The sequence below is a fragment of the Zoogloea sp. JDB1 genome (assembly GCF_056724025.1).
In genome coordinates this window covers 2,502,979-2,522,181 of the sequence record NZ_CM161496.1, presented here as the reverse complement: position 1 = coordinate 2,522,181, position 19,203 = coordinate 2,502,979, and the positions used below count along the sequence as shown (strand labels likewise).

Annotated in this window: 25 protein-coding genes and 3 tRNA genes; 11 read left to right on the top strand and 17 right to left on the bottom strand. The window is 65.9% G+C overall.

The window, feature by feature from the left end:
* Positions 1 to 3: 3 nt before the first annotated feature.
* Positions 4 to 405, bottom strand: a complete 402-nt coding sequence (gene madL / locus AC1PPK_RS11305) for a malonate transporter subunit MadL (protein ID WP_481117912.1) — start codon at positions 403 to 405, stop codon at positions 4 to 6.
* A 189-nt stretch (positions 406 to 594) separates the two neighbouring features.
* On the opposite strand from madL, the gene AC1PPK_RS11300 reads away from it, so the two are divergent.
* Positions 595 to 1,299 carry a GntR family transcriptional regulator gene (locus AC1PPK_RS11300; RefSeq protein ID WP_481117911.1) on the top strand — a complete coding sequence of 235 codons (705 nt, stop codon included), beginning with the start codon at positions 595 to 597 and terminating at the stop codon, positions 1,297 to 1,299.
* Between the two features lie 92 nt (positions 1,300 to 1,391).
* Here AC1PPK_RS11300 and AC1PPK_RS11295 read toward each other — a convergent pair whose 3' ends face one another.
* Positions 1,392 to 2,177, bottom strand: a complete 786-nt coding sequence (locus AC1PPK_RS11295; protein ID WP_481117910.1) for an AraC family transcriptional regulator — start codon at positions 2,175 to 2,177, stop codon at positions 1,392 to 1,394.
* Between the two features lie 105 nt (positions 2,178 to 2,282).
* Between AC1PPK_RS11295 and AC1PPK_RS11290 the strand changes: the two genes are divergently transcribed.
* The 7 genes from AC1PPK_RS11290 (at position 2,283) to AC1PPK_RS11260 (ending at position 7,564) form a co-directional block, all read left to right on the top strand.
* Positions 2,283 to 3,308 (top strand): bile acid:sodium symporter family protein, encoded by a 1,026-nt coding sequence (locus AC1PPK_RS11290; RefSeq protein ID WP_481117909.1) that lies wholly within the window; start codon positions 2,283 to 2,285, stop codon positions 3,306 to 3,308.
* 53 nt (positions 3,309 to 3,361) lie between these two features.
* A complete protein-coding gene (locus tag AC1PPK_RS11285) occupies positions 3,362 to 3,685 on the top strand; it encodes a DUF6156 family protein (protein WP_481117908.1) in 324 nt (107 codons plus the stop codon).
* Positions 3,686 to 3,703: 18 nt separating this feature from the next.
* A complete protein-coding gene (locus tag AC1PPK_RS11280) occupies positions 3,704 to 3,958 on the top strand; it encodes a hypothetical protein (protein ID WP_481117907.1) in 255 nt (84 codons plus the stop codon).
* On the top strand, positions 3,955 to 4,347 hold the full coding sequence (locus AC1PPK_RS11275) for a thioredoxin family protein (protein ID WP_481117906.1): 393 nt from the start codon (positions 3,955 to 3,957) through the stop codon (positions 4,345 to 4,347). The genes AC1PPK_RS11280 and AC1PPK_RS11275 overlap by 4 nt, the downstream gene beginning before the upstream one ends.
* 42 nt (positions 4,348 to 4,389) lie before the next feature.
* Positions 4,390 to 4,800 carry an HIT family protein gene (locus AC1PPK_RS11270; protein WP_481117905.1) on the top strand — a complete coding sequence of 137 codons (411 nt, stop codon included), beginning with the start codon at positions 4,390 to 4,392 and terminating at the stop codon, positions 4,798 to 4,800.
* Between the two features lie 103 nt (positions 4,801 to 4,903).
* Entirely contained in the window at positions 4,904 to 6,424 is a 1,521-nt protein-coding gene (locus AC1PPK_RS11265) for a cyclic nucleotide-binding domain-containing protein (protein ID WP_481117904.1), read from the top strand.
* 114 nt (positions 6,425 to 6,538) lie between these two features.
* Positions 6,539 to 7,564 (top strand): class I SAM-dependent rRNA methyltransferase, encoded by a 1,026-nt coding sequence (locus tag AC1PPK_RS11260; protein ID WP_481117903.1) that lies wholly within the window; start codon positions 6,539 to 6,541, stop codon positions 7,562 to 7,564.
* Between the two features lie 52 nt (positions 7,565 to 7,616).
* Here the strand turns inward: AC1PPK_RS11260 and ylqF are convergent, their stop codons facing one another.
* Positions 7,617 to 8,540, bottom strand: a complete 924-nt coding sequence (gene ylqF, locus AC1PPK_RS11255; RefSeq protein ID WP_481117902.1) for a ribosome biogenesis GTPase YlqF — start codon at positions 8,538 to 8,540, stop codon at positions 7,617 to 7,619.
* Between the two features lie 83 nt (positions 8,541 to 8,623).
* On the opposite strand from ylqF, the gene AC1PPK_RS11250 reads away from it, so the two are divergent.
* From AC1PPK_RS11250 to AC1PPK_RS11240, 3 genes are read left to right on the top strand one after another with little or no spacing between them, the layout of a single operon-like run.
* Positions 8,624 to 9,187, top strand: coding sequence for a DUF1415 domain-containing protein (locus AC1PPK_RS11250; RefSeq protein WP_481117901.1), 564 nt, complete (start codon positions 8,624 to 8,626; stop codon positions 9,185 to 9,187).
* Positions 9,174 to 10,049 carry a class I SAM-dependent methyltransferase gene (locus tag AC1PPK_RS11245; protein ID WP_481117900.1) on the top strand — a complete coding sequence of 292 codons (876 nt, stop codon included), beginning with the start codon at positions 9,174 to 9,176 and terminating at the stop codon, positions 10,047 to 10,049. Before AC1PPK_RS11250 ends, AC1PPK_RS11245 begins: the two co-directional genes overlap by 14 nt.
* Entirely contained in the window at positions 10,043 to 10,714 is a 672-nt protein-coding gene (locus tag AC1PPK_RS11240) for a hypothetical protein (RefSeq protein WP_481117899.1), read from the top strand. The genes AC1PPK_RS11245 and AC1PPK_RS11240 overlap by 7 nt, the downstream gene beginning before the upstream one ends.
* On the opposite strand, the gene AC1PPK_RS11235 is transcribed toward AC1PPK_RS11240, so the two are convergent.
* The 14 genes from AC1PPK_RS11235 to AC1PPK_RS11170 all read right to left on the bottom strand — a co-directional run bounded on the left by AC1PPK_RS11235 (position 10,699) and on the right by AC1PPK_RS11170 (position 19,202).
* Positions 10,699 to 11,157 carry a DUF4124 domain-containing protein gene (locus AC1PPK_RS11235; RefSeq protein WP_481117898.1) on the bottom strand — a complete coding sequence of 153 codons (459 nt, stop codon included), beginning with the start codon at positions 11,155 to 11,157 and terminating at the stop codon, positions 10,699 to 10,701. The genes AC1PPK_RS11240 and AC1PPK_RS11235 overlap by 16 nt on opposite strands.
* A 94-nt stretch (positions 11,158 to 11,251) precedes the next feature.
* Complete coding sequence (locus AC1PPK_RS11230) at positions 11,252 to 11,389, bottom strand: hypothetical protein (protein WP_481117897.1); 138 nt, start codon at positions 11,387 to 11,389, stop codon at positions 11,252 to 11,254.
* Positions 11,390 to 11,604: 215 nt separating this feature from the next.
* Positions 11,605 to 11,680, bottom strand: a tRNA-Gly gene (locus AC1PPK_RS11225).
* A gap of 8 nt (positions 11,681 to 11,688) precedes the next feature.
* Positions 11,689 to 11,762 (bottom strand) — tRNA-Cys (locus AC1PPK_RS11220).
* Positions 11,763 to 11,804: 42 nt separating this feature from the next.
* Positions 11,805 to 11,880: transfer RNA gene (locus tag AC1PPK_RS11215), tRNA-Gly, on the bottom strand.
* Between the two features lie 58 nt (positions 11,881 to 11,938).
* Complete coding sequence (gene pgsA / locus AC1PPK_RS11210; RefSeq protein WP_481118209.1) at positions 11,939 to 12,511, bottom strand: CDP-diacylglycerol--glycerol-3-phosphate 3-phosphatidyltransferase; 573 nt, start codon at positions 12,509 to 12,511, stop codon at positions 11,939 to 11,941.
* A 15-nt stretch (positions 12,512 to 12,526) separates the two neighbouring features.
* Positions 12,527 to 14,323: an excinuclease ABC subunit UvrC gene (gene uvrC, locus AC1PPK_RS11205; RefSeq protein WP_481117896.1), complete on the bottom strand. Its 1,797-nt coding sequence runs from the start codon at positions 14,321 to 14,323 to the stop codon at positions 12,527 to 12,529.
* A 14-nt stretch (positions 14,324 to 14,337) separates the two neighbouring features.
* Complete coding sequence (nagZ, locus tag AC1PPK_RS11200; RefSeq protein ID WP_481117895.1) at positions 14,338 to 15,375, bottom strand: beta-N-acetylhexosaminidase; 1,038 nt, start codon at positions 15,373 to 15,375, stop codon at positions 14,338 to 14,340.
* Positions 15,372 to 15,749 carry a holo-ACP synthase gene (gene acpS, locus AC1PPK_RS11195; protein ID WP_481117894.1) on the bottom strand — a complete coding sequence of 126 codons (378 nt, stop codon included), beginning with the start codon at positions 15,747 to 15,749 and terminating at the stop codon, positions 15,372 to 15,374. Before acpS ends, nagZ begins: the two co-directional genes overlap by 4 nt.
* Positions 15,746 to 16,507 carry a pyridoxine 5'-phosphate synthase gene (locus AC1PPK_RS11190; RefSeq protein ID WP_481117893.1) on the bottom strand — a complete coding sequence of 254 codons (762 nt, stop codon included), beginning with the start codon at positions 16,505 to 16,507 and terminating at the stop codon, positions 15,746 to 15,748. The genes acpS and AC1PPK_RS11190 overlap by 4 nt, the downstream gene beginning before the upstream one ends.
* Complete coding sequence (gene recO, locus AC1PPK_RS11185; protein WP_481117892.1) at positions 16,504 to 17,241, bottom strand: DNA repair protein RecO; 738 nt, start codon at positions 17,239 to 17,241, stop codon at positions 16,504 to 16,506. Before recO ends, AC1PPK_RS11190 begins: the two co-directional genes overlap by 4 nt.
* Positions 17,242 to 17,253: 12 nt before the next feature.
* Complete coding sequence (gene era / locus AC1PPK_RS11180) at positions 17,254 to 18,162, bottom strand: GTPase Era (RefSeq protein ID WP_481117891.1); 909 nt, start codon at positions 18,160 to 18,162, stop codon at positions 17,254 to 17,256.
* Positions 18,159 to 18,830: a ribonuclease III gene (gene rnc, locus AC1PPK_RS11175; protein ID WP_481117890.1), complete on the bottom strand. Its 672-nt coding sequence runs from the start codon at positions 18,828 to 18,830 to the stop codon at positions 18,159 to 18,161. The genes era and rnc overlap by 4 nt, the downstream gene beginning before the upstream one ends.
* A gap of 6 nt (positions 18,831 to 18,836) precedes the next feature.
* On the bottom strand, positions 18,837 to 19,202 hold the full coding sequence (locus tag AC1PPK_RS11170) for a DUF4845 domain-containing protein (RefSeq protein WP_481117889.1): 366 nt from the start codon (positions 19,200 to 19,202) through the stop codon (positions 18,837 to 18,839).
* Position 19,203: the final 1 nt, after the last annotated feature.

The following is a 19,203-nucleotide window of genomic DNA, read 5'->3' as shown; positions in this document are numbered from 1 at the left end:
CGCTCAGGACTCTTCGGCCACGGTGCCGGTCTGCCAGGAGGCATCCTGGCTCTTCGGGCCGGTACGGTTGATCAGGGCGATCACGCAGGCGCAAAGGACGACCGCGCCGATAGCCGAGATGACGGCCACCGGGCCGCCCTTGAGGGCCGCCACCACGTTCTGCTGGGCGGCCATGGCGACCACCACCGGGATGTACATGGCGGCCCAGAAACCGACGCCGGCTTCGGTGGTGTCGGGCATGAGGCCGCGCTTGTGCAGATAAACCCGCGCAGCGATGAGCAGCATCATCGCGATGCCAACCCCGCCGACGTTGGCCTTGACGCCGATGAGACTGCCGAGCAGGTCGCCTATATAGACGCCGAGCAGATGGCAGGCGGCCAGGATGGCCGTTCCGTAAATGATCATTTCGTTTCCTCCTAATGTGGCGGGGCCACGGTGATGGGTTTGTCCTGAGCTTCTTGGCGAGCTTCCAACTCGACCCATGAATCCACTAGCGCCGCTTATGTATTCATAAGTTTTGTTTGTGTATACAAGATTAATCTCCGTGGACACAAAGTCAAGGGCTTTGTATAGTCAAATGAAAGGAGCCAAAACATGGATGCACTCAACCCCACGCCGGTCCGGCGTTCGGAGCAACTGGGCGAGGAAATCGAAGAACGCATCGTCACCGGCGTCTACCCGCCGGGCATGCGTCTGGACGAGCAAGAACTGGCCGCGGCCTTCGGTGTGTCACGCACGCCGATCCGCGAGGCGCTGATCCAGTTGGCGTCGATCGGCCTGGTGGATATCCGTCCGCGCCGCGGCGCGACGGTGCCGGAGATGAGCGCCGACCGCCTGTGCGAGATGTTCGAGGTGATGGCCGAGCTGGAATCCATGTGCGGCCGCCTGGCCGCGCGGCGTATCCTGCCGGCGGAGCTGGCCCGCCTGCGGGAAGCTCACCAGGCCTGTGAAGAGGCGCGGGACGCCGGCAAGCCGGATCTGTATTACCAGCTCAACGAGGTCTTCCACCGGCGCATCTACGAAGCCAGCCACAACGGCTTCCTCGCTGAACAGGCCACCGCCCTGCACCGCCGCCTGCGCCCCTACCGGCGCCTGCAGTTGCGGGTGCGCAACCGCATGCAGTCCTCCTTCTCGGAACATGCGGGCATCGTTGAGGCAATCGTCGCCGGCGACGGCGACCAGGCCGCCGAACTGCTGCGCAGCCACGTGGTGGTGCAGGGCGAACGCTTCACCGATCTGGTGGCCACGCTGCGCCAGATGAATACCCCGGCGGAACCCGAGGCCGCTACCGCGCAATAGAGCGCGTACCGCTCGCAAGGAAACGTCGGGCCGCCCCAGGTTTCCTTGCCCCCTCGGGGGGCCAGCTGGGCGCAGCCCGGCCCTGGGGGCGCTTATAACGCGGCCCGACCGCGCAGTTCGCCGGGCGTCACGCCGAACATGCCGCGGAAAGCGGCGATGAAGGCCGACGTGGATTCGTAGCCATGGGCCAGCGCCACGTCGGTCACGCTGTCGCCGGCCTCCAGCGCGTCGAGGGACAGCAGCAGGCGCAGGCGCTGCCGCCATTCACCGAAGCCCAGCCCGGTCTCCTTGACGAACAGGCGTGCCAGCGTGCGCTCCGACGCCCCTGCCTCAACAGCCCACTGGGCCAGGCTGCGCGTGTCATCGGGCTGCTCCTGCAGCGCCGCGCAGATCACGCCGAGGCGTCGGTCCTTCGGCAGCGGCAGGCCGAAGCCGGCGCGCGGCAGACCGGCCAGTTCGTCCAGCAGCACTGCCACCAGCCTCCCCGCCGGGCCGGCCTCGTCGTACTCCACCGGCAGCTCGCCGATGCGCCGGATCAGCTCCCGCACCAGCGGACTCATCTCCAGCACGCAACACTCCGCCGGCAGGGCCACCGCCGCGGCCGGCGTGACGTACAGGCTGCGCATCTCGGTGCGACGGCGATTGACCACCTGGTGCGGCAGGTCCGGCGGAATCCACACCGCGAAACGTGGCGGCGCCACATAGTCACCGGCCGCCGTACGCACCCCGAGCACGCCGCTGCTGGCGTAGGACAGCTGGCACCAGGGATGGCTGTGCTCCTCGGTCCACGAACCGGGAGCCAGAGTCTCGTGACGGTTGTAGAGCGGGCGCGGCAGGCTCGCCATGCTCGGCACGCTGCGCTTGTTTGGGGCGATCATGGTGTTTTGTCCGTTAATCGCTATTCGTTGTCGATCTGTCGTTAGAAAGACAGCCTGCCACGGCTTAGAGTGCACCACCATACCCATAACGAGATGGAGCCCAACGTGCCCTCCAACCCCAACACCGCAAGCGGCATCCAGCAACTGCGCAAGTGGCTGCACAAGGAATGGTTCCTCATCGGCATGCTCGGCGCGGTCGTCCTTGCCAGCCTGCTGCCCGACCTGGGCCGCAGCGGCGGCGTGCTGCACGGCGACGTACTCACCGACATCGGCATCGCCATCGTGTTCTTCCTGCACGGGCTAGGCCTGTCCTTCGCCAGCCTGCGCCAGGGCATCATGAACTGGCGCATCCACGCGGTGGTGCAGAGCATGACCTTCGCGGTCTTCCCGCTGGTGTGGTTCATCGCCGACGCGCTGGTCGGCCAGTGGCTGCCGCGCGACCTGGCGCTGGGCTTCTGCTACCTGTGCGCGCTGCCGTCCACCATTTCGTCGTCGGTGGCGATGACCGGCCTGGCCCGCGGCAACGTGCCGGCGGCGATCTTCAACGCGACCCTGTCGAGCGTGCTGGGCATCGTGCTGACGCCGCTGCTGGTGACCCTGTTCACCCACGTGGACGGCCAGGGCCTGCCCTTCCTTGAAACCGTGCTGAGCATCGCCAAGCTGCTGCTGCTGCCCCTCGTGCTCGGCCAACTGGCGCGCCCGCTGCTGCACGCCTGGCACCAGCGCCACAAGAAGCTGACCACCCTGCTCGACCGCTGGGTGATCCTGATGCTGGTGTACTCGGCCTTCTGCGACTCGGTGGCTTCCGGCCTGTGGCGCAACAACGGCATCGGCACCCTGCTCACCGCGATGCTCGGCGCCGCCCTGGTGCTGGCCCTGGTGCTGGTGCTGACCACCTGGCTGTCGCGGCGCTTCGGCTTCAAGGTGGAGGACGAAATCACCACGGTGTTCTGCGGCTCGAAGAAGACCCTCGCCTCCGGCGTGCCGATGGCCAAGCTGCTGTTCGGTGCAAACCCGGCGATCGGCTTGATCGTGCTGCCGATCATGTTCTACCACCAGATCCAGCTCTTCGTGTGCTCGCTGCTGGCCAACCGCTATGCCCTGCGCAAGGACGCCGCGGCCACCCATTGATGCGGCAGCGCGTCATAATGGCGGGTCGCCACCCACACCCGCCTTATGACGCCATGAGCACCGAAACCGCCAGCACCGTCCGCCACTTCGTCACCTACAGCGGCGTCAGCCTGCCGCTGAACCTCACCTCGCCGTTGGAAGAGGCGGACCTGCGCAACCGCATTACCTTCTACCGCGCCTACTACGACGCGGCCGACCGTATGACGACTTGCGAAAAAGTCGTCTATGGCGAGATCGAATCCGCCCACCACTACAGCTACTATCCGAGCGGCGCCCTGCAACAGGCCAAGGTGGTGCAGGTGATCGACGAGGAAACCACGCTGATGGACTACGCCGAGGATGGCACCCTGCTCTCCTCGACGACGCTGGACGACTGAGCGGCGCGGAACTTCGCCTTGGCCATTCAGTCTGCAGAACGTCGCCGCTGCCTCAGCTGCAACCGATGGGGCGGCGAACGGCGACCCGGTGCCGAGCCCGACACCGTCGAATACGATGAGGACAACGACCGCGGCCCCTGCCAGGAAGGCCCCTGGCATGGCACCAGCCGCCGCGGCCCGCGCAACGCCTGCGGCCAGTGGCTGAAGTGGATCGCCCTGGAAAGCGCCCCGGCGGCGCCCGCCCCCGCCCCTCCGGACAAGACAGACCCATGACGACCCCGACCGACACGCCCGAATTCCTCGTCGCCTGCCTGTGCGCCGCCTGGTGCGGCACCTGCCGCGACTACCGCGCCGGCTTCGAAGCCCTGGCCGAACACTTCCCGAACGCCCGCTTCCTGTGGCTCGACGTGGAAGACGAAGCCGACCTGCTCGACGACTACGATGTCGAGAATTTCCCCACCGTGCTGATCCAGCGCGCCGACGACGTGCTGTTCTTCGGTACGATGCTGCCGCACCACCACCTGCTGCAGCGCACCGTCGAGACCTTCCACGCCCAGAGCCCGGAAGAAAGCCGCCACTACGCCCACTCCGACCCCTTGCGCAAAAGCTGGCAAAACGACTACAACCTGCGCAGGGCACTGGCCGACAGAGCCGACGACTGAGCGTACAGCACGACAAGAACACATCACGAGGAGAGAGACTTCATGGACGACTGCGTTTTCTGCCGCATCGTGCGCGGCGAGTTGCCCGCATCGAAGGTGTACGAGGATGAGCACACCCTCGCCTTCCTGAACATCATGGCCGGCAACCCCGGCCATACGCTGGTCATCGCCAAGCCCCACCGGGAGAACATCTACACCCTGGAGGACGAGCTCGCCGAAGCGGTGTTCCGCACCACCACGCGGGTTGCCAAGGCAGTGCGGGAAGCCGCCGGCTGCGAAGGCGTGTCCCTGTTCCAGGCCAACGAGGTGGCCGGCGGACAAACAGTCTTCCACTTCCACCTCCACGTGCTACCCCGCACGACCGGTGACAAGCTGCCCGGCGTATGGCCAGCCACCTCACCGAGCCGCACAGAGCTCGACGAGATGGCAGCCCGCCTGCGCGCCGCACTCTAAGGCCCCACCGAACGCCACCGGCCCCGCCCCTCGCGAGAGGCGCGGGGCCGGCTCCCATTGCCCCACCGATCACGATGCCGCGCCGACGCGGCATCCCGAGACCATGCACATTCCCCTGCTGAGCCCGGAGGCCCCCTTTGCGATCCTGCTGATGATCGTCAGCGGTGCGCTGATCTTCGGTCCGCTGCGCAGTTGGCGGCGCTCCCTCGTCAATACCGGCGTGTTCTTCACCGCCTGCCTGCTCGGCGACCTGCTGGCCGGCAGCCTGGAAGGCCACATGGAACCCGCCGCGCTGCACTGGCTGCGCCAGATGGCGGTGTTCGGCGAAGGGCTGGCGGTGATCCGCTACCTGGGCCTGGCCCTGTTCGACGTAGTGCTGCCGCGGGTCGGCATCCGCATCTCCGGCATCCTCGGCGACATCCTGGTCATCATCGGCTACGTGGCCTGGGCCTTCCTGCGCCTCAACCTGGCCGGTATGCAGCTGTCCCACCTGCTCACCACCTCCGCAGTCCTCACCGCAGTGGTCGCCATCTCGATGCAGGAAACCCTCGGCAACCTGCTCGGCGGGCTGGCCCTGCAGATGGACAACTCGCTTGAGATCGGCGACTGGATCCAGATGGACGACCTCGCCGGCCGCGTCAGCGACATCCAGTGGCGCTACACCGCGATCATCTGCCGCAGCGGCGAACGGGTGCTGGTGCCCAACAGCCACCTGATGAAGAACCGTTACGCGCTGATCTGCAACAAACGCCAGACCCTGCCGCTGCAACGGCGCAGCATCGGCTTCGACGTGGATCTGTCGGTGCCGCCGGGCCGCGTGACGAGCACCGTGCTGCAGGACATCTCCACCGCCCGCATCCCCAACGTCAGCGCCACCCCGGCCCCCCAATGCCTGCTGCTCAACTTCGGTCCGGGCTACGCCCATTACGCGGTGCGCTACTGGCTGCTGGACCCTGGCCCCGACGAAGCCACCGACTCGGAAGTCCGCCACCACATCCTCGCCGCCCTGCAGCGGGAAGGCCTGCGCCTGGCAGTCAGCGACCAGACAATCCATCTGGTCGCCGAAGGCGAAGCCCACCGGGAAGAGGTCCGCGCCCGCGAACTGAATCGTCGCCAGCAGGCCATCGCCCAGATCGACCTGTTCTCGCGCCTATCCGAGGCAGAGCAGCTGGAAATGGCCAGCCGCCTCGTCAATGCGCCCTTCGCCCGCGGTGACATCATGACCCGCCAGGGCGCCATCGCCCACTGGCTGTACATCATCGTCAGCGGCGAAGCCGAGGCCTGGTGGCAACCCTCCGACGGCAGCCCCCCGCGCCTGCTTGAAAAGCGCGGGCCTGGCAGCGTGTTCGGCGAACTCGGCCTGATGACCGGCGCCCCCCGCCGTGCCACGGTGATCGCCGCCACCGACATCGAAGCCTACCGCCTCGACAAGGCCGGCTTCGAGCACATCATCCGCGGCCGGCCCGAGCTTGCCGAAGGCATGTCGTCCATTCTTGAAGAACGCCTCAGCCATTTCCAGGCCCTTGAAAGGGGGTATGCTGAGGACAAAACCGGCCAAAGTGCCAACCGGGGCTCGGAAGTCGCTGCCCTGGGCAAGAAGATCCGCGAATTCTTCGGCCTCTAACGGCCCCGGGGCCGGGCGACGCCCGGTCAACCCCTAGCTGGGGCAAGGAAACCAGGGGCGACCCGAGGTTTCCTGGAAAGCCATAAAACAACACCACTTAGTCGATTCGTCACCATGCCAGAACGCTCCGCCGCCCTCGTCCCTGCCCTGGCGCAGGCCTTCACCGCCCGCCATGAACTGATCACCCGCCTGGAAACCGAACAGACCAACGCCTACCGGCTCTTCCATGGCACCGTCGAAGGCCGTCCCGGCCTTACCGTGGACCGCTACGGCGACCTGCTCCTCGTACAGAGCTTCCACAGCCCGCTGAGCCTGGCCGAAGAAGAAGCCGTCACGGCCTTCTACGCCGAAGCCTGCCCGGGCCTCGACCTGATCTACAACGACCGCAGCCACTCCAACTCGCGCGTCAGCAATCCGCTGCCGCCCGCCCAGCTGGCCAAGGCCGAAGCCCTGCGCGAATTCACCGAACTGGGGGTCAGGTACAACGTGCAGGCCCGCCACGCCGGGCAGGACCCGTGGCTGTTCCTCGACCTGCGCGCCGCGCGCCGCAAGGTGATGGCCGAAGCTGCCGGCAAGTCGGTGCTCAACGTGTTCGCCTACACCTGTGGCGTCGGTGTCGCCGCCGCCAAGGCCGGCGCGCGCCACGTGGTGAACGTGGACTTCGCCGAATCCAGCCTGTCCGTCGGCAAGGCCAACGCACGCCTCAACGAATTGCCGATCCGCCTGCGCTTCGTGAAGAGCGACGCCTTCGCGGCGATGCGCCAGCTGTCCGGCATCGGCCAGCCGAAGGTGGTGCGCGGCAAGCGCATGCCGCCTTTCCCGGAACTGGAGAAACACAGCTTCGACCTGGTCTTCCTCGACCCGCCCCGCTACGCCAAGAGCGCCTTCGGCGTGGTGGACCTGGTCAACGACTATCCGGCCCTGCTCAAGCCGGCCCTGCTGTGTACGGCCGAGGGCGGCGCGCTGGTGTGCTGCAACAACGTCGCCCAGGTGGACCGCGATGCCTGGGCCGACCAGCTTGTGCGCAGCGCCCGCAAGGCGGGACGCGAGGTGCGGGAAATGGAGTGGATCACGCCGGACGAGGACTTCCCGAGCGCGGACGGCAATCCGCCCCTGAAGACGATGCTGCTGCGGGTTTGAGTCGGGCCGGATTCGTCTCGCTGATCGTGGGTTCGAATCCCGCCCTTTCCGCCTACTCGTCGGCGTCCGGGTCCCGCTCGTCTTCCTTGGCGGCCGCTGCTGCGGCCAGCATGGCGGCGTGGGCCTCCAGCATCGCCGCGCGGGTCGTCGGCGACTCCAGGCTGACGCGGCCGAGGGCGCCGTCGCGATAGTCCTGCAGCAGGATCAGCGAAGCCTTTTCGATATCCAGCCCGCCACCCTTCAGGCGGCAACCGCGGCGTTGGGCGATCGCCTCCACCAGCGCCGGGCCATCCAGACCGTCAACGGCCACCCCGTAACGCTTGGCCACCAGGGCCGGGTAGCGGGCCAGCAGCAGGTCGCCGAGGAAATTCGCAACCTCTTCATCGATCACCGCGTTACGGCCGATCGCATGGCTGGCGGCCAGCATAAAGCCGTCTGAATCGTAGGCGATCTTCGGCCACATCATGCCCGGCGTGTCGATGAGGGTCGCCGTCGGCGACAGGTCGAGGATCTGCTGGCTCTTGGTCACCGCCGGCTCGTCGCCGACCTTGGCGACGCGCTTCTTCAGCAGCGCGTTCATCAGCGTCGACTTGCCCACGTTGGGGATGCCCATGATCATCATGCGCAGCGGCTTCAGGCGGTCGTTACGGTGCGGCGCCAGCGGCCGGCACAGGCCAACCACCTTGGCCACATCGCTGGGCTTCTTGCACGACAGCGCCACCGCATTGACGCCCTTCTGGGCGTTGTAGTGAGCGATCCACTGGGCGGTCACCGCCGGATCGGCGAGGTCGGCCTTGTTGAGGATCTTCAGGCACGGCCGCTGGCGATGCAGGCGCAGTTCGCGGATCATCGGATTGCTGCTCGCTTCGGGCAGGCGGGCGTCGAGCACCTCGATGACCACATCGATGCGCTCCATGCTCTCCGCCGCCTTCTTGCGGGCGGACGTCATGTGACCGGGAAACCACTGGATGGACATGGGCGTGCGTTGAATCAATGAAAGCCCGCCATTATCAGGGCAAAATGGCGTCCCTCGAAGGAAATCCCCGGAAACACCGCACCATGAACCACGAAGCAGTCATCGCCGCCACCCGCGAATGGATCGAAAAGGCCGTCATCGGCCTCAACCTGTGCCCGTTCGCCAAGTCGGTCTACGTCAAGAACCAGGTCCGCATCGTCGTCAGCGATGCCCGCCACCTCGACGCCTTCCTTGAGCAACTGGACGAGGAACTGGACCATCTGGCGTCCGTCGATCCCGAAGTCACCGACACCACGCTGCTGGTTCATCCGACCCTGTTCCCCGACTTCCTCGATTTGAACGACCTCGTGCAGATCGCCGACGAGGCCGTCAGCGAGCACGAACTGGACGGCGTGCTGCAGATCGCCAGCTTCCACCCGGACTTCCAGTTCGAGGGCACCGAGCCGGACGACATCACCAACTATACCAACCGCTCGCCCTACCCGACCCTGCACCTGATCCGCGAAGCGAGCATCGACCGCGCCGTCGAAGCCTTCCCGGAGGCCGAGATGATCTACGAGCGCAATATGGAAACCCTTCAGAAGCTCGGCATCGCCGGCTGGAAGGCCCTCGGCCTGGCCGAGTCCAAAAAGCATGGCCAGGAATAAGCCCGCCGCGGGCAGCACCCGCCCGGCCGCCGATGCCAAGCCGGCCGTCCATCCCGAGATTCGCCCCGGCCAGTCGATCGAGCTGCTGAAGGAGCTGCATATCCTGACGCGCGACGGCCAGCTCAACCAGGACAGCCGGCGCAAGCTCAAGCAGGTCTATCACCTGTACCAGTTCATCGAACCGCTGCTCGCCGAAGTGCTGGAGCAGCACGGGGACCTCAGCCTTGCCGACCATGGCGCCGGCAAGTCCTACCTGGGCTTCATCCTCTACGACCTGTTTCTCAAGGCGAAGGAGGCCGGCACGGTCTACGGCATCGAGACCCGCGCCGAGCTGGTCGCCCGCTCCCGCGAACTGGCCGAGCGGCTGAGCTTCCAGCGCATGCGCTTCCTGGACGTGAGCGTCGAGGAATCCACGCGCTCAAGCGAGCTGCCCGAACGCATCGACGTGGTCACCGCGCTGCACGCCTGCAACACTGCCACCGACGACGCGATCCAGTTCGCCTTCGCCAAGAATGCCCACTTCGTGGTGCTGGTGCCCTGCTGCCAGGCCGAGGTGGCCACCGTACTGCGCCACAACAAGAACGCCAGCTTCGGCATGACGCCCCTGTCGGAGATCTGGCGCCATCCGATCCACACGCGGGAATTCGGCAGCCAGCTCACCAATGCGCTGCGCTGCCTGCAGCTGGAAGCCCACGGCTACCAGGTCACGGTGACCGAGCTGGTCGGCTGGGAGCACTCGATGAAGAACGAGCTGATCATCGCCCGCCACACCGGCCAGCCGCGCAAGAACGCGATGGAGCGCATCGAGGCGATCCTGGCGGAACTCAACCTCAACGAGTTGCGGAGCCGATTCGCGTGCTGAGCACCGGGCTGGCTGCGGCCGCGGCGCTGCTTGTCGCCGTGGCACCACGGCTGCCGCGCCTGCGTGAGCGCTATGACACCGCCGCGCTGCAGCCGATCACCGGCCAGCCCGCGGACGACTCTGGCCCGGCGCCGCTGGATGAGCTGCTGCAGGATTGGGTTATGGACGGTGCAGGGTCGGGCGCCACGCTACTGCCCTGGCACTTTCCCGCCGTGCCCTGCCCAATGGCCTGTGCCATCGCCAGCCCAACGCAGCGGCAGCGCGTGCATGCCTTCGGCTACCGCCTGGCCGGCTATCACCAGCTCGACACACGCTGCCGTCTCGGCGGCATCGCCTACCGGGTCGGCGTGCAACTGCGTCCGCTGCTGTGGTTCTTGCCGCGGCGAAACGACGAGCCCTGGGACGACGCCTGGCTGAACGACGTGGATGAGGCCCGCCTTGCCGCGCTGGCCCGCTGGCGGCCGCGGCGACCCACGCTGATCGTGCTCGATGCGCCGGCAGCCGGCATCGCGCCACGCATCATCGCAGCGCTCGGCGTGGCGATTCGCCGCCACGGCAAGCATCAGCCAATTCGCCTGCTGATCCTCGGCAACATCGACCACCAGGACGCGGCCTCCGCCGCTTACCGGGATTTCCGCGACCAGCCCGATCAACGGAACGGATAAGCGTTCATCTTCCCTAGCGTGTCCTTCTGGACAGGCTTCGGCTTGGGCTGTACCGGCTTGACCGGTGGCCAGCGACGACCATAGATGGCGGCAGGATAGACCGCACTCCAGTGCTCCGCGTCCTCTTTGACCTGTTCGCGTTGCTGGGCCTCGGCCCGCCTTTCCGCATCCTGGCTCCGCTGGCGCTCGGCCACTTCGGCACTGCGCCGGGCGTCCAGCTCTCGGGCATCGTCGAGCAGCCGCTCGCCACGCCGGCGCGCCTCCGCCTCCTCCCGCGGACTCAAGGGCGGCGGCACCTCGACGGCCTGCGCACGGCTACCGGCAGCACATGGCCCATCAGTGTAGGTCACCCGGCCATCGCTGCCGACGCATTTGAAAACGGCCAGCGCTGGCCCTGCCAGCAAGATGCCCAGCAACCCAGCCCAAACCCGTATGCGCCCCATGCGCGCCTCCCGTGGCCATTCTTTTCAGCCTGAAGACTAGATCGCTTCAACACCGTTGGCGAGGACGGAAGACACGCCCAGGACATCTCCGGGACTAGGCCTCCAGTTCTCCGCCCAGCTCCGGGACGAAGAGCGGTGAGCGCCATTCGTCGTCGAGCAGGAAACTCTCCGCATCCGGGCCACAGATCCACCGCACCCAGCGCCGCACCGCGGCCAACAGGAAACGCCTCATCTTCATCTCCCACTGATCTTGCCGATCCGGGCAAGGGAACGCCCGTGATGACGATGTTAGGCAGATCTGGTGACAGCACGCTTGCAGAATCGCTGCGAGCAAGTGAATACGCCATGGTGGGCAACACCCGCAGGACAGCCGACAAGCCCATGGCGCCACTGACGACAGACGAACGAAAACGGGGAAAACGATGACTCGTTTTCCCCGTTGCATTCTGGAGCGGCAGAAGAGTCTCGAACTCTCGACCTCAACCTTGGCAAGGTTGCGCTCTACCAACTGAGCTACTGCCGCGTACAATCTGGAGGCGCGAGCCGGAGTCGAACCGACCTACACGGATTTGCAATCCGGTGCATAACCGCTTTGCTATCGCGCCTTAAATCAATCGGGGAAGCAGGTTTTGCTTCCCCGTAAAATCTGGAGCGGCAGAAGAGTCTCGAACTCTCGACCTCAACCTTGGCAAGGTTGCGCTCTACCAACTGAGCTACTGCCGCGTGACAGACCGCCATTATAGGCAAAATTTCTTGTCTGTCAAATTAAACTGCAATTTTTTTATTGGCTGCGCTTGCTCAGCTCCGGCCACGCACAGCGCATGTAGTAGCCCATGGACCACAGCGTCAGCACCGCGGCCACGTAGATCAACACAGTGCCGAGCCCCATGCTGTCGAAACCGAGGATGGGCGCCTGGAACAACAGCAATGGAATCGCCGACATCTGGGCAGCCGTTTTCAGCTTGCCGACGAAGGCCACCGCGACGCTGCCCGCTGCCCCGACCTTGGCCATCCATTCGCGCAGCGCCGAGATGGTGATCTCCCGCCCGATGATGACCAGCGCGATCAGCGAATCGACGCGGCCGAGGTGCACCAGCACGATCAGTGCCGCCGCCACCATCAGCTTGTCGGCCACCGGGTCGAGGAAGGCGCCAAAGGCCGAAGTCTGCCCCAGGCTGCGCGCCAGGTAACCGTCGAACCAGTCGGTGACCGCCGCCGCGACAAAGGTCAGCGTCGCAACGAGGTTCTTGTCCTCCGGGGACATCACGCTTGGGGGAAGGTAATAGATGCCGACGAAAAACGGGATCAGGGCAATGCGTGCCCAGGTAAGCGAATTGGGAATATTGAAGAGCATGTCGGCGTTCACTGGCTATCGCAGTGAATTGTATATCTGTTCTGCCAAATGCCGGTTGATACCCTCGACACGACAGAGGTCTTCGACCGTGGCATTGCGCACACCGTCCATGCCGCCGAAGGCCGCCAGCAGCTTGCGCCGCCGTGTCGGGCCGACGCCGGCAATGTCTTCAAGGCGCGAGGTGTTGCGGGTTTTGGCACGCCGAGCGCGGTGACCGGTGATCGCAAAGCGGTGTGCCTCGTCGCGGATTTCCTGGATCAAGTGCAGCGCCGGCGCGTCGGGACGCAGATGCACCGGCTCGCGGCCGTCCGGGAAAACCAGTTCTTCCAGACCTGGCTTGCGGCTCTCGCCCTTGGCGACGCCGAACATCGTGATGGCCTCCAGGCCGAGTTCGGCCAGCACTTCCTTGGCCACGCCCATCTGCCCCTTGCCGCCGTCGATGAGGATCAGGTCCGGCTGCACGCCCTCCCCGGCCGCCACTTTCTCGTAGCGCCGGGTGAGGGCCTGGCGCATCGCCGCGTAGTCATCACCGGGGGTGATGCCGCTGATGTTGTAGCGGCGGTACTCGGACTTCTTCATCGCCTTGCCGTCCCACACCACGCAGGAAGCCACGGTGGATTCGCCCATCGTGTGGGAGATGTCGAAGCATTCGATGCGGTTTGGCGTGTCAGCCAGCCCAAGCGCGTCGCGCAGGGCGTCGAGGCGCTGTTCGCCGCGGGTGGCCTCCTGCTCCCGGGCCAGCAGGGCGAGGCCAGCGTTGTTGTCGGCCATGCCCATCCAGGCCCGCTCGTTCTCGTAGCGTGCCGCCATCACGACGACCTTACCCTCGACAACCTCCTCAAGGGCCTCCTTGACGGTGGCCGGTTCGAGATTGACCAGAATCTTGCCGGGCAAGGGTTGGTCCAGGTAGTGCTGCTCGACGAAGGCCACCAGTGCGTCCAGCGGCGTGCAGCCCTGGGCGTTGCTGGGAAACAGCGGCCGATCGCCAAGGTGCCGGCCACCGCGGATCATCGCCAGGTTGACGCACACCATACCGCCCCGCTCCACCGCGGCGATCACGTCCACATCCTCGTCCTTGGCACTCTCGACGAACTGCTTGTGCAGCACTGCCTGGAGGTTGCGGATCTGGTCACGGTACATCGCCGCCTTCTCGAAGGCCAACGCATCTGAGGCTTCCAGCATGCGTTTCGACAGATCGTCGATCACCTCGGTATGGCGGCCGTTGAGGAACAGGCTGGCCGTCTGCACGTCAGCCGCGTAGGCCTCCTTATCGATGAGCCCGACGCAGGGCCCGGTGCAACGCTGGATCTGATGCAGCAGGCAGGGCCGCGAACGGTTACTGAAGGTGGAGTCCTCGCAGGTGCGCAGACGGAAGATCTTCTGCATCAGGTGCAGGCTCTCGCGCACCGCCCAACTGTTGGGGAAAGGCCCGAAGTAACGCACCCCCTTCGTAAAGCCGCCCCGGTGATAGTAGATCTGCGGGAAATCCCCGGCCGACAGTGCGATATAGGGATAGGACTTGTCATCCCTGAACAGGATGTTGTACTTCGGCCCGAGGCTCTTGATGAGGTTGTTCTCGAGGATCAGCGCCTCGGCCTCGGAACGGGTGGCGGTGGTGTCCACCCGCTGCACCTGGCTCACCATGATCGCGATGCGCGGACTCAGCTGGGTGCGCTGGAAATAGGACGACACCCGCCGCTTGAGATTCTTGGCCTTGCCGACGTAGAGCACCACCTCGTCGGCGCCGATCATGCGATAGACCCCAGGCTCTTCGGTCAGGGTGCGCAGGAAGGCCTTGGCGTCGAAGCTCATCGCACGGATCCGGGTCAGGCCAGCGCCAGCACTGCGTCGCGGGCGGCGCGGTAATCGGCCCAGTCGGCCAGTTCGGCCGGCGTCGCCGGTGCGCTGCCAACCCGCGGGCGCAGCGCAGCGATGCGCGCGGCGCTGTCGGCATCGACCACCGGATGCCACGCATCGAGCAGACGCACGGCCAGTTCAGGGCGGTTGCACACCAGCACCATGTCGCAGCCGGCGCCGTGGGCGGCCTCGGCGCGGGCGACGATGTCACCGGCCACGCTGGCACCTTCCATCGTCAGGTCGTCGCTGAAGATCACACCACTGAAGCCGACGCGCTTGCGCAACACGTCCTGCAGCCAGAAGGGCGAGAAGCCGGCCGGACGCGCGTCGATGTTGCGGTAGATCACATGGGCCGGCATCACGCCGCCCAGCTCGCCGGCCAGTCGCAGGAAGGGCTGCACATCCTCGGCCCACACGGCGTCGAAGCTCCGCTCGTCCACCGGGATCGCCACGTGGGAGTCCGCCTCCACCGCGCCGTGCCCCGGAAAATGCTTGCCGACCGCCTTCATGCCCGTGGCGGCCAGACCACCGACGACGGCGCGGGCGAGTTCGGTCGCCACCTCGGGCTGGCGATGGAAGGCGCGGTCGCCGATCACCGTGCTGACGCCGTAATCCAGATCGAGGACCGGCGCGTAACTGAGGTCCACATCATGGGCGCGCAGCTCGGCCGCCAGCACCAGACCGGCCTGACGCGCCGCGGCGCGGGCTGCTTCCGGATCCCGGTCCCACAGCTCGCCAAAACGGCGCATCGCCGGCAGTCGGGTGAAGCCCTCGCGGAAACGCTGCACGCGCCCGCCTTCATGGTCCACCGAGATCACCAGATTGGGACGCACCGCGCGGATCGCCGCGGTCAAGGCCCGCAGCTGTTCCGGCTCGGCGTAATTACGGGCGAACAGGATCACCCCGCCGACCAGCGGGTGCTGCAGGACCTCCCGCTCCTCGGCGGTGATTTCGTGCCCGACCACGTCGAGCATGATCGGACCGGGCTGGGCGTGGGATGGCTTCATGGCTTCTCGATGACGGCAAAGGCGACAACGTAATCGGTTTCGTCGGAAAGACTCAGATGGGCGACCAGCCCGCGTTCCTGCAGGTAGTCCGCCAGCGCGGGCGCATATTCGAACACCGGCTTGCCCCGCGCATCGTGACCGACCCACAGCGCATGCAGTGTGGCCGGCGCGGCGACGCCGATGCCGAGGGCCTTGCCGAAGGCTTCCTTGGCGGCGAAGCGCTTGGCCAGCAGGCGGGCCGGGATACGCGCCTGCGTGAAGGCGTCTCGCTCGGCGTCGGCCAGGATGCGCGCGGCAAAACGCTCGCCGTGGCGGGACAGGGCCTCCTCCATGCGGGCGACCCGCACGATGTCGGTGCCGACGCCGTAAATCACGGCCGTACGCCGCGCTCCGCGGCTTCCCGCATCAGACGCTTCATTTCCCGCACCGCCTCGCGCAGGCCGGTGAACACCGCACGACTGACAATGGAGTGGCCGATGTGCAGTTCGCGGATACCCGGCAGGCGGGCGATCGGCTGGATGTTGTAGTAGTTGAGCGCGTGGCCGGCATTGAAGCGCATGCCGAGGCCACGGATGGCGTCCCCTGCTGCGGAGATCTTGGCAATCTCGGTCAGCACGGCGGGACTTTCCGCGTCCCGGCCGGCGGCATGGAAGGCATGAGCATAGGGCCCGGTATGGATCTCGCAAACCCGCGCGCCAATGCGTGCGGCGGCCTCCACCTGGGCGAGCTCCGCGTCGATGAAGACGCTGACGATGATGCCCTGATCGGCCAAGCGTGTGACGGCGTCCTTCAGGCGGGCCTCCTGGGAGACGATGTCGAGGCCGCCTTCGGTAGTCACCTCGTGGCGCCCCTCCGGCACGAACATCGCCATTTCCGGTTTGATGCCACAGGCGATGCCGACCATCTCGTCGGTGGCGGCCATTTCCAGGTTGAGCTTGATCTGTGTGAGTTCGCGCAGCTTGCGGACATCGGCGTCCTGAATGTGGCGGCGGTCTTCGCGCAGGTGCACGGTGATGCCGTCGGCGCCGCCCAGGTGGGCTTCGACGGCCGCCCAGCAGGGATCAGGCTCCCAGGTATGGCGCGCCTGGCGCAGAGTGGCAACGTGGTCGATATTGACGCCGAGTTCGATCAAGACGGATCTCCGGGAAAGGCTAAGAGTTCGGTGAAGACGCGGCGGGACTGCAGCACCTGCCCGCCGAGGTAATACTGGATCAGGCGGCGCATCAAGGCCTTGCTCTGGGCGAGGGTCTCCGGATTGCGGAAGTTGCCCTGCGTCATGTCGAGCAGCGTGCGGCCGCTGACGGTCACGCTGTCGTCGGCGACTTCGTCACCCACCAGCACCACACCGCGTTCGATTATATAAGTGTAGAAAGCATCGGGCCGGACCGGCGTCCCATCCTGCTCCATGTCCAGGCTGAGGCCGTAGCCGAGCTCCTGCAACAGGGCCAGCTCGAAGCGGCGCAGCACGACTTCCTGGGATTCGTTGGCGGCCAGCGCCCGCAGCGCCTCACCATAGGCCTTGTGGAGTTCCGGATGGGCGTCCTCCCGTGGCAGCAGGCGCATCAGCAGTTCGTTGGCGTAGTAGGCGCACAGCAGAGCCTGGCCACCCAATAACGGCTGGCCACCCTGCCATTCGGCGCGTACCAGGGTCTTCATCTCGCCGCCGCCGCTCCAGTCGATCAACAACGGCTGGAAGGCCATCAGCACCCCGCGGAGCTGGGACATCGGCCGCCGTGCGCCCTTGGCGACGAGGCCGACGCGGCCGTGGTCGCGGCTGAACACCTCCACAATCAGGCTTGTCTCCCGATACGGGTAGCTGTGCAGCACGAAACCCGGCTGCTGGTCGACGCGCGGCCTGGCGCTCACAAGAAAGGCGGCTTATTCGTAGCCAAGGCTCTTCAGAGCCCGTTCATCGTCGGCCCAGCCGCTCTTCACCTTGACCCACACTTCCAGGAAGACCTTGGAGTCGAAGAGCTTTTCCATCTCGACGCGAGCCTCGGTGGCGATGCGCTTGAGACGTTCTCCCCCCTTGCCGATCACCATCGCCTTGTGGGGCGCCTTGTCGACGATCACCGCCGCGTGGATGCGGCGCAGGCCGGGCTCGGCCTCGAACTTCTCGATCTCCACTGCGATACCGTAGGGCAGCTCTTCGCCAAGCTGACGGAACAGCTTCTCGCGCAGGAATTCGGCGGCCAGGAAGCGCTCGCTGCGGTCGGTGATGTCATCCGCGTCGAAGATCGGCGCGCCTTCCGGCAAATAAGGCGCAGCAGCCTTCAGCAGCTCGTCGGTATTGCGACCCTTCTCGGCGCTGACCGGCACGATCTCGGCAAACGGGTAGACAGCGCTCACCTTCTGCAGGAAAGGCAGCAGACGCGCCTTGTCCTCGAGCATGTCCACCTTGTTGACGACCAGGATCACCTTGGCGCCTTCCGGCAGCAGCTTGACGACCTGCTCGTCCTCGGGGCCGTAGCGGCCGCTTTCGATGACGAACAGCACCAGGTCCACGTCGGACAGCACCTGGGTGACGGTGCGGTTCATGGCCCGGTTGAGGGCATTCTTGTGACGGGTCTGGAAACCCGGTGTATCGACGAAGATGAACTGCGAGACGCCCTCGGTCAGCACGCCGGTAACCCGGTGGCGGGTCGTCTGTGCCTTACGCGACACGATGCTGATCTTCTGGCCGATCAGGCGGTTGAGCAGCGTGGACTTGCCGACATTGGGGCGTCCGACGATGGCCACGAAGCCGGTCCGGAAAGCGGACTCGGCGGGAGATTGAATGTCACTCATTGCTTCGGTAGGAGTTCCAGCGCCCGCTGGGCGGACTGCTGTTCGGCAGCGCGGCGACTCACGCCGATGCCGCGGGTCTTGAGGCCGAGGCCGGCGACTTCGCACTCGACCTCGAATTCCTGTTGATGGGCTTCGCCGCGGGTATCGGCGAGGGAATAACGCGGCAGCGGCATGCGCTTGCCCTGCAGCCATTCCTGCAGCGCGGTCTTCGGGTCCTTCAGCGCACGGGCCGGATCGAGGCCAGCGATCGACGCTTCGTACAGACGGTCGATGACGGTCTTGGCCGTCTCGAACCCCGCATCCAGGAAGACCGCCGCGAAGATCGCCTCAAGGGCATCGGCAAGGATGGACGGACGCCGATGGCCACCGCTCTTCAGCTCCCCTTCACCTAAGCGCAGGTAGTCGCCGAGCTTCAGACCATCCGCCAGGCGATGCAGGGTTTCCTGGCGGACCAGGTTGGCGCGCAGGCGCGACATGTCCCCTTCGCGCAGCTCGCTGAAACGGCCGAACAGGGCCACTGCCGTCACGCAATTGAGGATGCTGTCGCCGAGAAACTCCAGCCGCTCGTTATGGGGCGAGCCGAAGCTGCGGTGGGTCAGCGCCTGCTCCAGCAATTCAATTCGGGAAAAGCGATGGCCGATGGCCTGCTGTAATACATCCAGCTTCATGACGGATTACTTACCAGCCGAACTGGCGGAAAAATCGACGACCAAGCTGACGTTGGCAACCAACGGGACCTTGCGGGAGTACTCCACGGAGATCACGATGCGGCCATTCTCCTTGGTGATGTCCAGATCGGCGGCAGTCACACTGGAAATATCGTCAACGCTGGCGCGCTTGGAGAAATCGCTACGCAGTTGGGACACCGTTGCCGTCATCGGATCGGCGCCAGCGGCTACCGCGGAGATCGCTCGCTTGACACCGAAGTACTCGCTGACCACCGGCACCATCTTGAAAGCCACCAGCAAACAGGCGCCCAACAGGGCGCCGACCAGAAGCACACCGATCAGGCTCAGGCCCGATTGTCTCTTTCGCGTCATG

Bases quoted from the DNA above. Each gene is read 5' to 3' on its own strand.
- AC1PPK_RS11285 (WP_481117908.1), top strand. From the start codon at position 3,362: ATGAGCACCGAAACCGCCAGCACCGTCCGCCACTTCGTCACCTACAGC.
- AC1PPK_RS11245 (WP_481117900.1), top strand. From the start codon at position 9,174: ATGGCCAGGAATAAGCCCGCCGCGGGCAGCACCCGCCCGGCCGCCGAT.
- madL (WP_481117912.1), bottom strand. From the start codon at position 405: ATGATCATTTACGGAACGGCCATCCTGGCCGCCTGCCATCTGCTCGGC.
- AC1PPK_RS11275 (WP_481117906.1), top strand. From the start codon at position 3,955: ATGACGACCCCGACCGACACGCCCGAATTCCTCGTCGCCTGCCTGTGC.
- AC1PPK_RS11265 (WP_481117904.1), top strand. From the start codon at position 4,904: ATGCACATTCCCCTGCTGAGCCCGGAGGCCCCCTTTGCGATCCTGCTG.
- AC1PPK_RS11300 (WP_481117911.1), top strand. From the start codon at position 595: ATGGATGCACTCAACCCCACGCCGGTCCGGCGTTCGGAGCAACTGGGC.
- rnc (WP_481117890.1), bottom strand. From the start codon at position 18,830: ATGAAGCTGGATGTATTACAGCAGGCCATCGGCCATCGCTTTTCCCGA.
- AC1PPK_RS11250 (WP_481117901.1), top strand. From the start codon at position 8,624: ATGAACCACGAAGCAGTCATCGCCGCCACCCGCGAATGGATCGAAAAG.
- AC1PPK_RS11230 (WP_481117897.1), bottom strand. From the start codon at position 11,389: ATGAGGCGTTTCCTGTTGGCCGCGGTGCGGCGCTGGGTGCGGTGGATC.
- ylqF (WP_481117902.1), bottom strand. From the start codon at position 8,540: ATGTCCATCCAGTGGTTTCCCGGTCACATGACGTCCGCCCGCAAGAAG.
- pgsA (WP_481118209.1), bottom strand. From the start codon at position 12,511: ATGCTCTTCAATATTCCCAATTCGCTTACCTGGGCACGCATTGCCCTG.
- AC1PPK_RS11260 (WP_481117903.1), top strand. From the start codon at position 6,539: ATGCCAGAACGCTCCGCCGCCCTCGTCCCTGCCCTGGCGCAGGCCTTC.
- AC1PPK_RS11270 (WP_481117905.1), top strand. From the start codon at position 4,390: ATGGACGACTGCGTTTTCTGCCGCATCGTGCGCGGCGAGTTGCCCGCA.
- AC1PPK_RS11235 (WP_481117898.1), bottom strand. From the start codon at position 11,157: ATGGGGCGCATACGGGTTTGGGCTGGGTTGCTGGGCATCTTGCTGGCA.
- era (WP_481117891.1), bottom strand. From the start codon at position 18,162: ATGAGTGACATTCAATCTCCCGCCGAGTCCGCTTTCCGGACCGGCTTC.
- nagZ (WP_481117895.1), bottom strand. From the start codon at position 15,375: ATGAAGCCATCCCACGCCCAGCCCGGTCCGATCATGCTCGACGTGGTC.
- AC1PPK_RS11295 (WP_481117910.1), bottom strand. From the start codon at position 2,177: ATGATCGCCCCAAACAAGCGCAGCGTGCCGAGCATGGCGAGCCTGCCG.
- AC1PPK_RS11170 (WP_481117889.1), bottom strand. From the start codon at position 19,202: ATGACGCGAAAGAGACAATCGGGCCTGAGCCTGATCGGTGTGCTTCTG.
- uvrC (WP_481117896.1), bottom strand. From the start codon at position 14,323: ATGAGCTTCGACGCCAAGGCCTTCCTGCGCACCCTGACCGAAGAGCCT.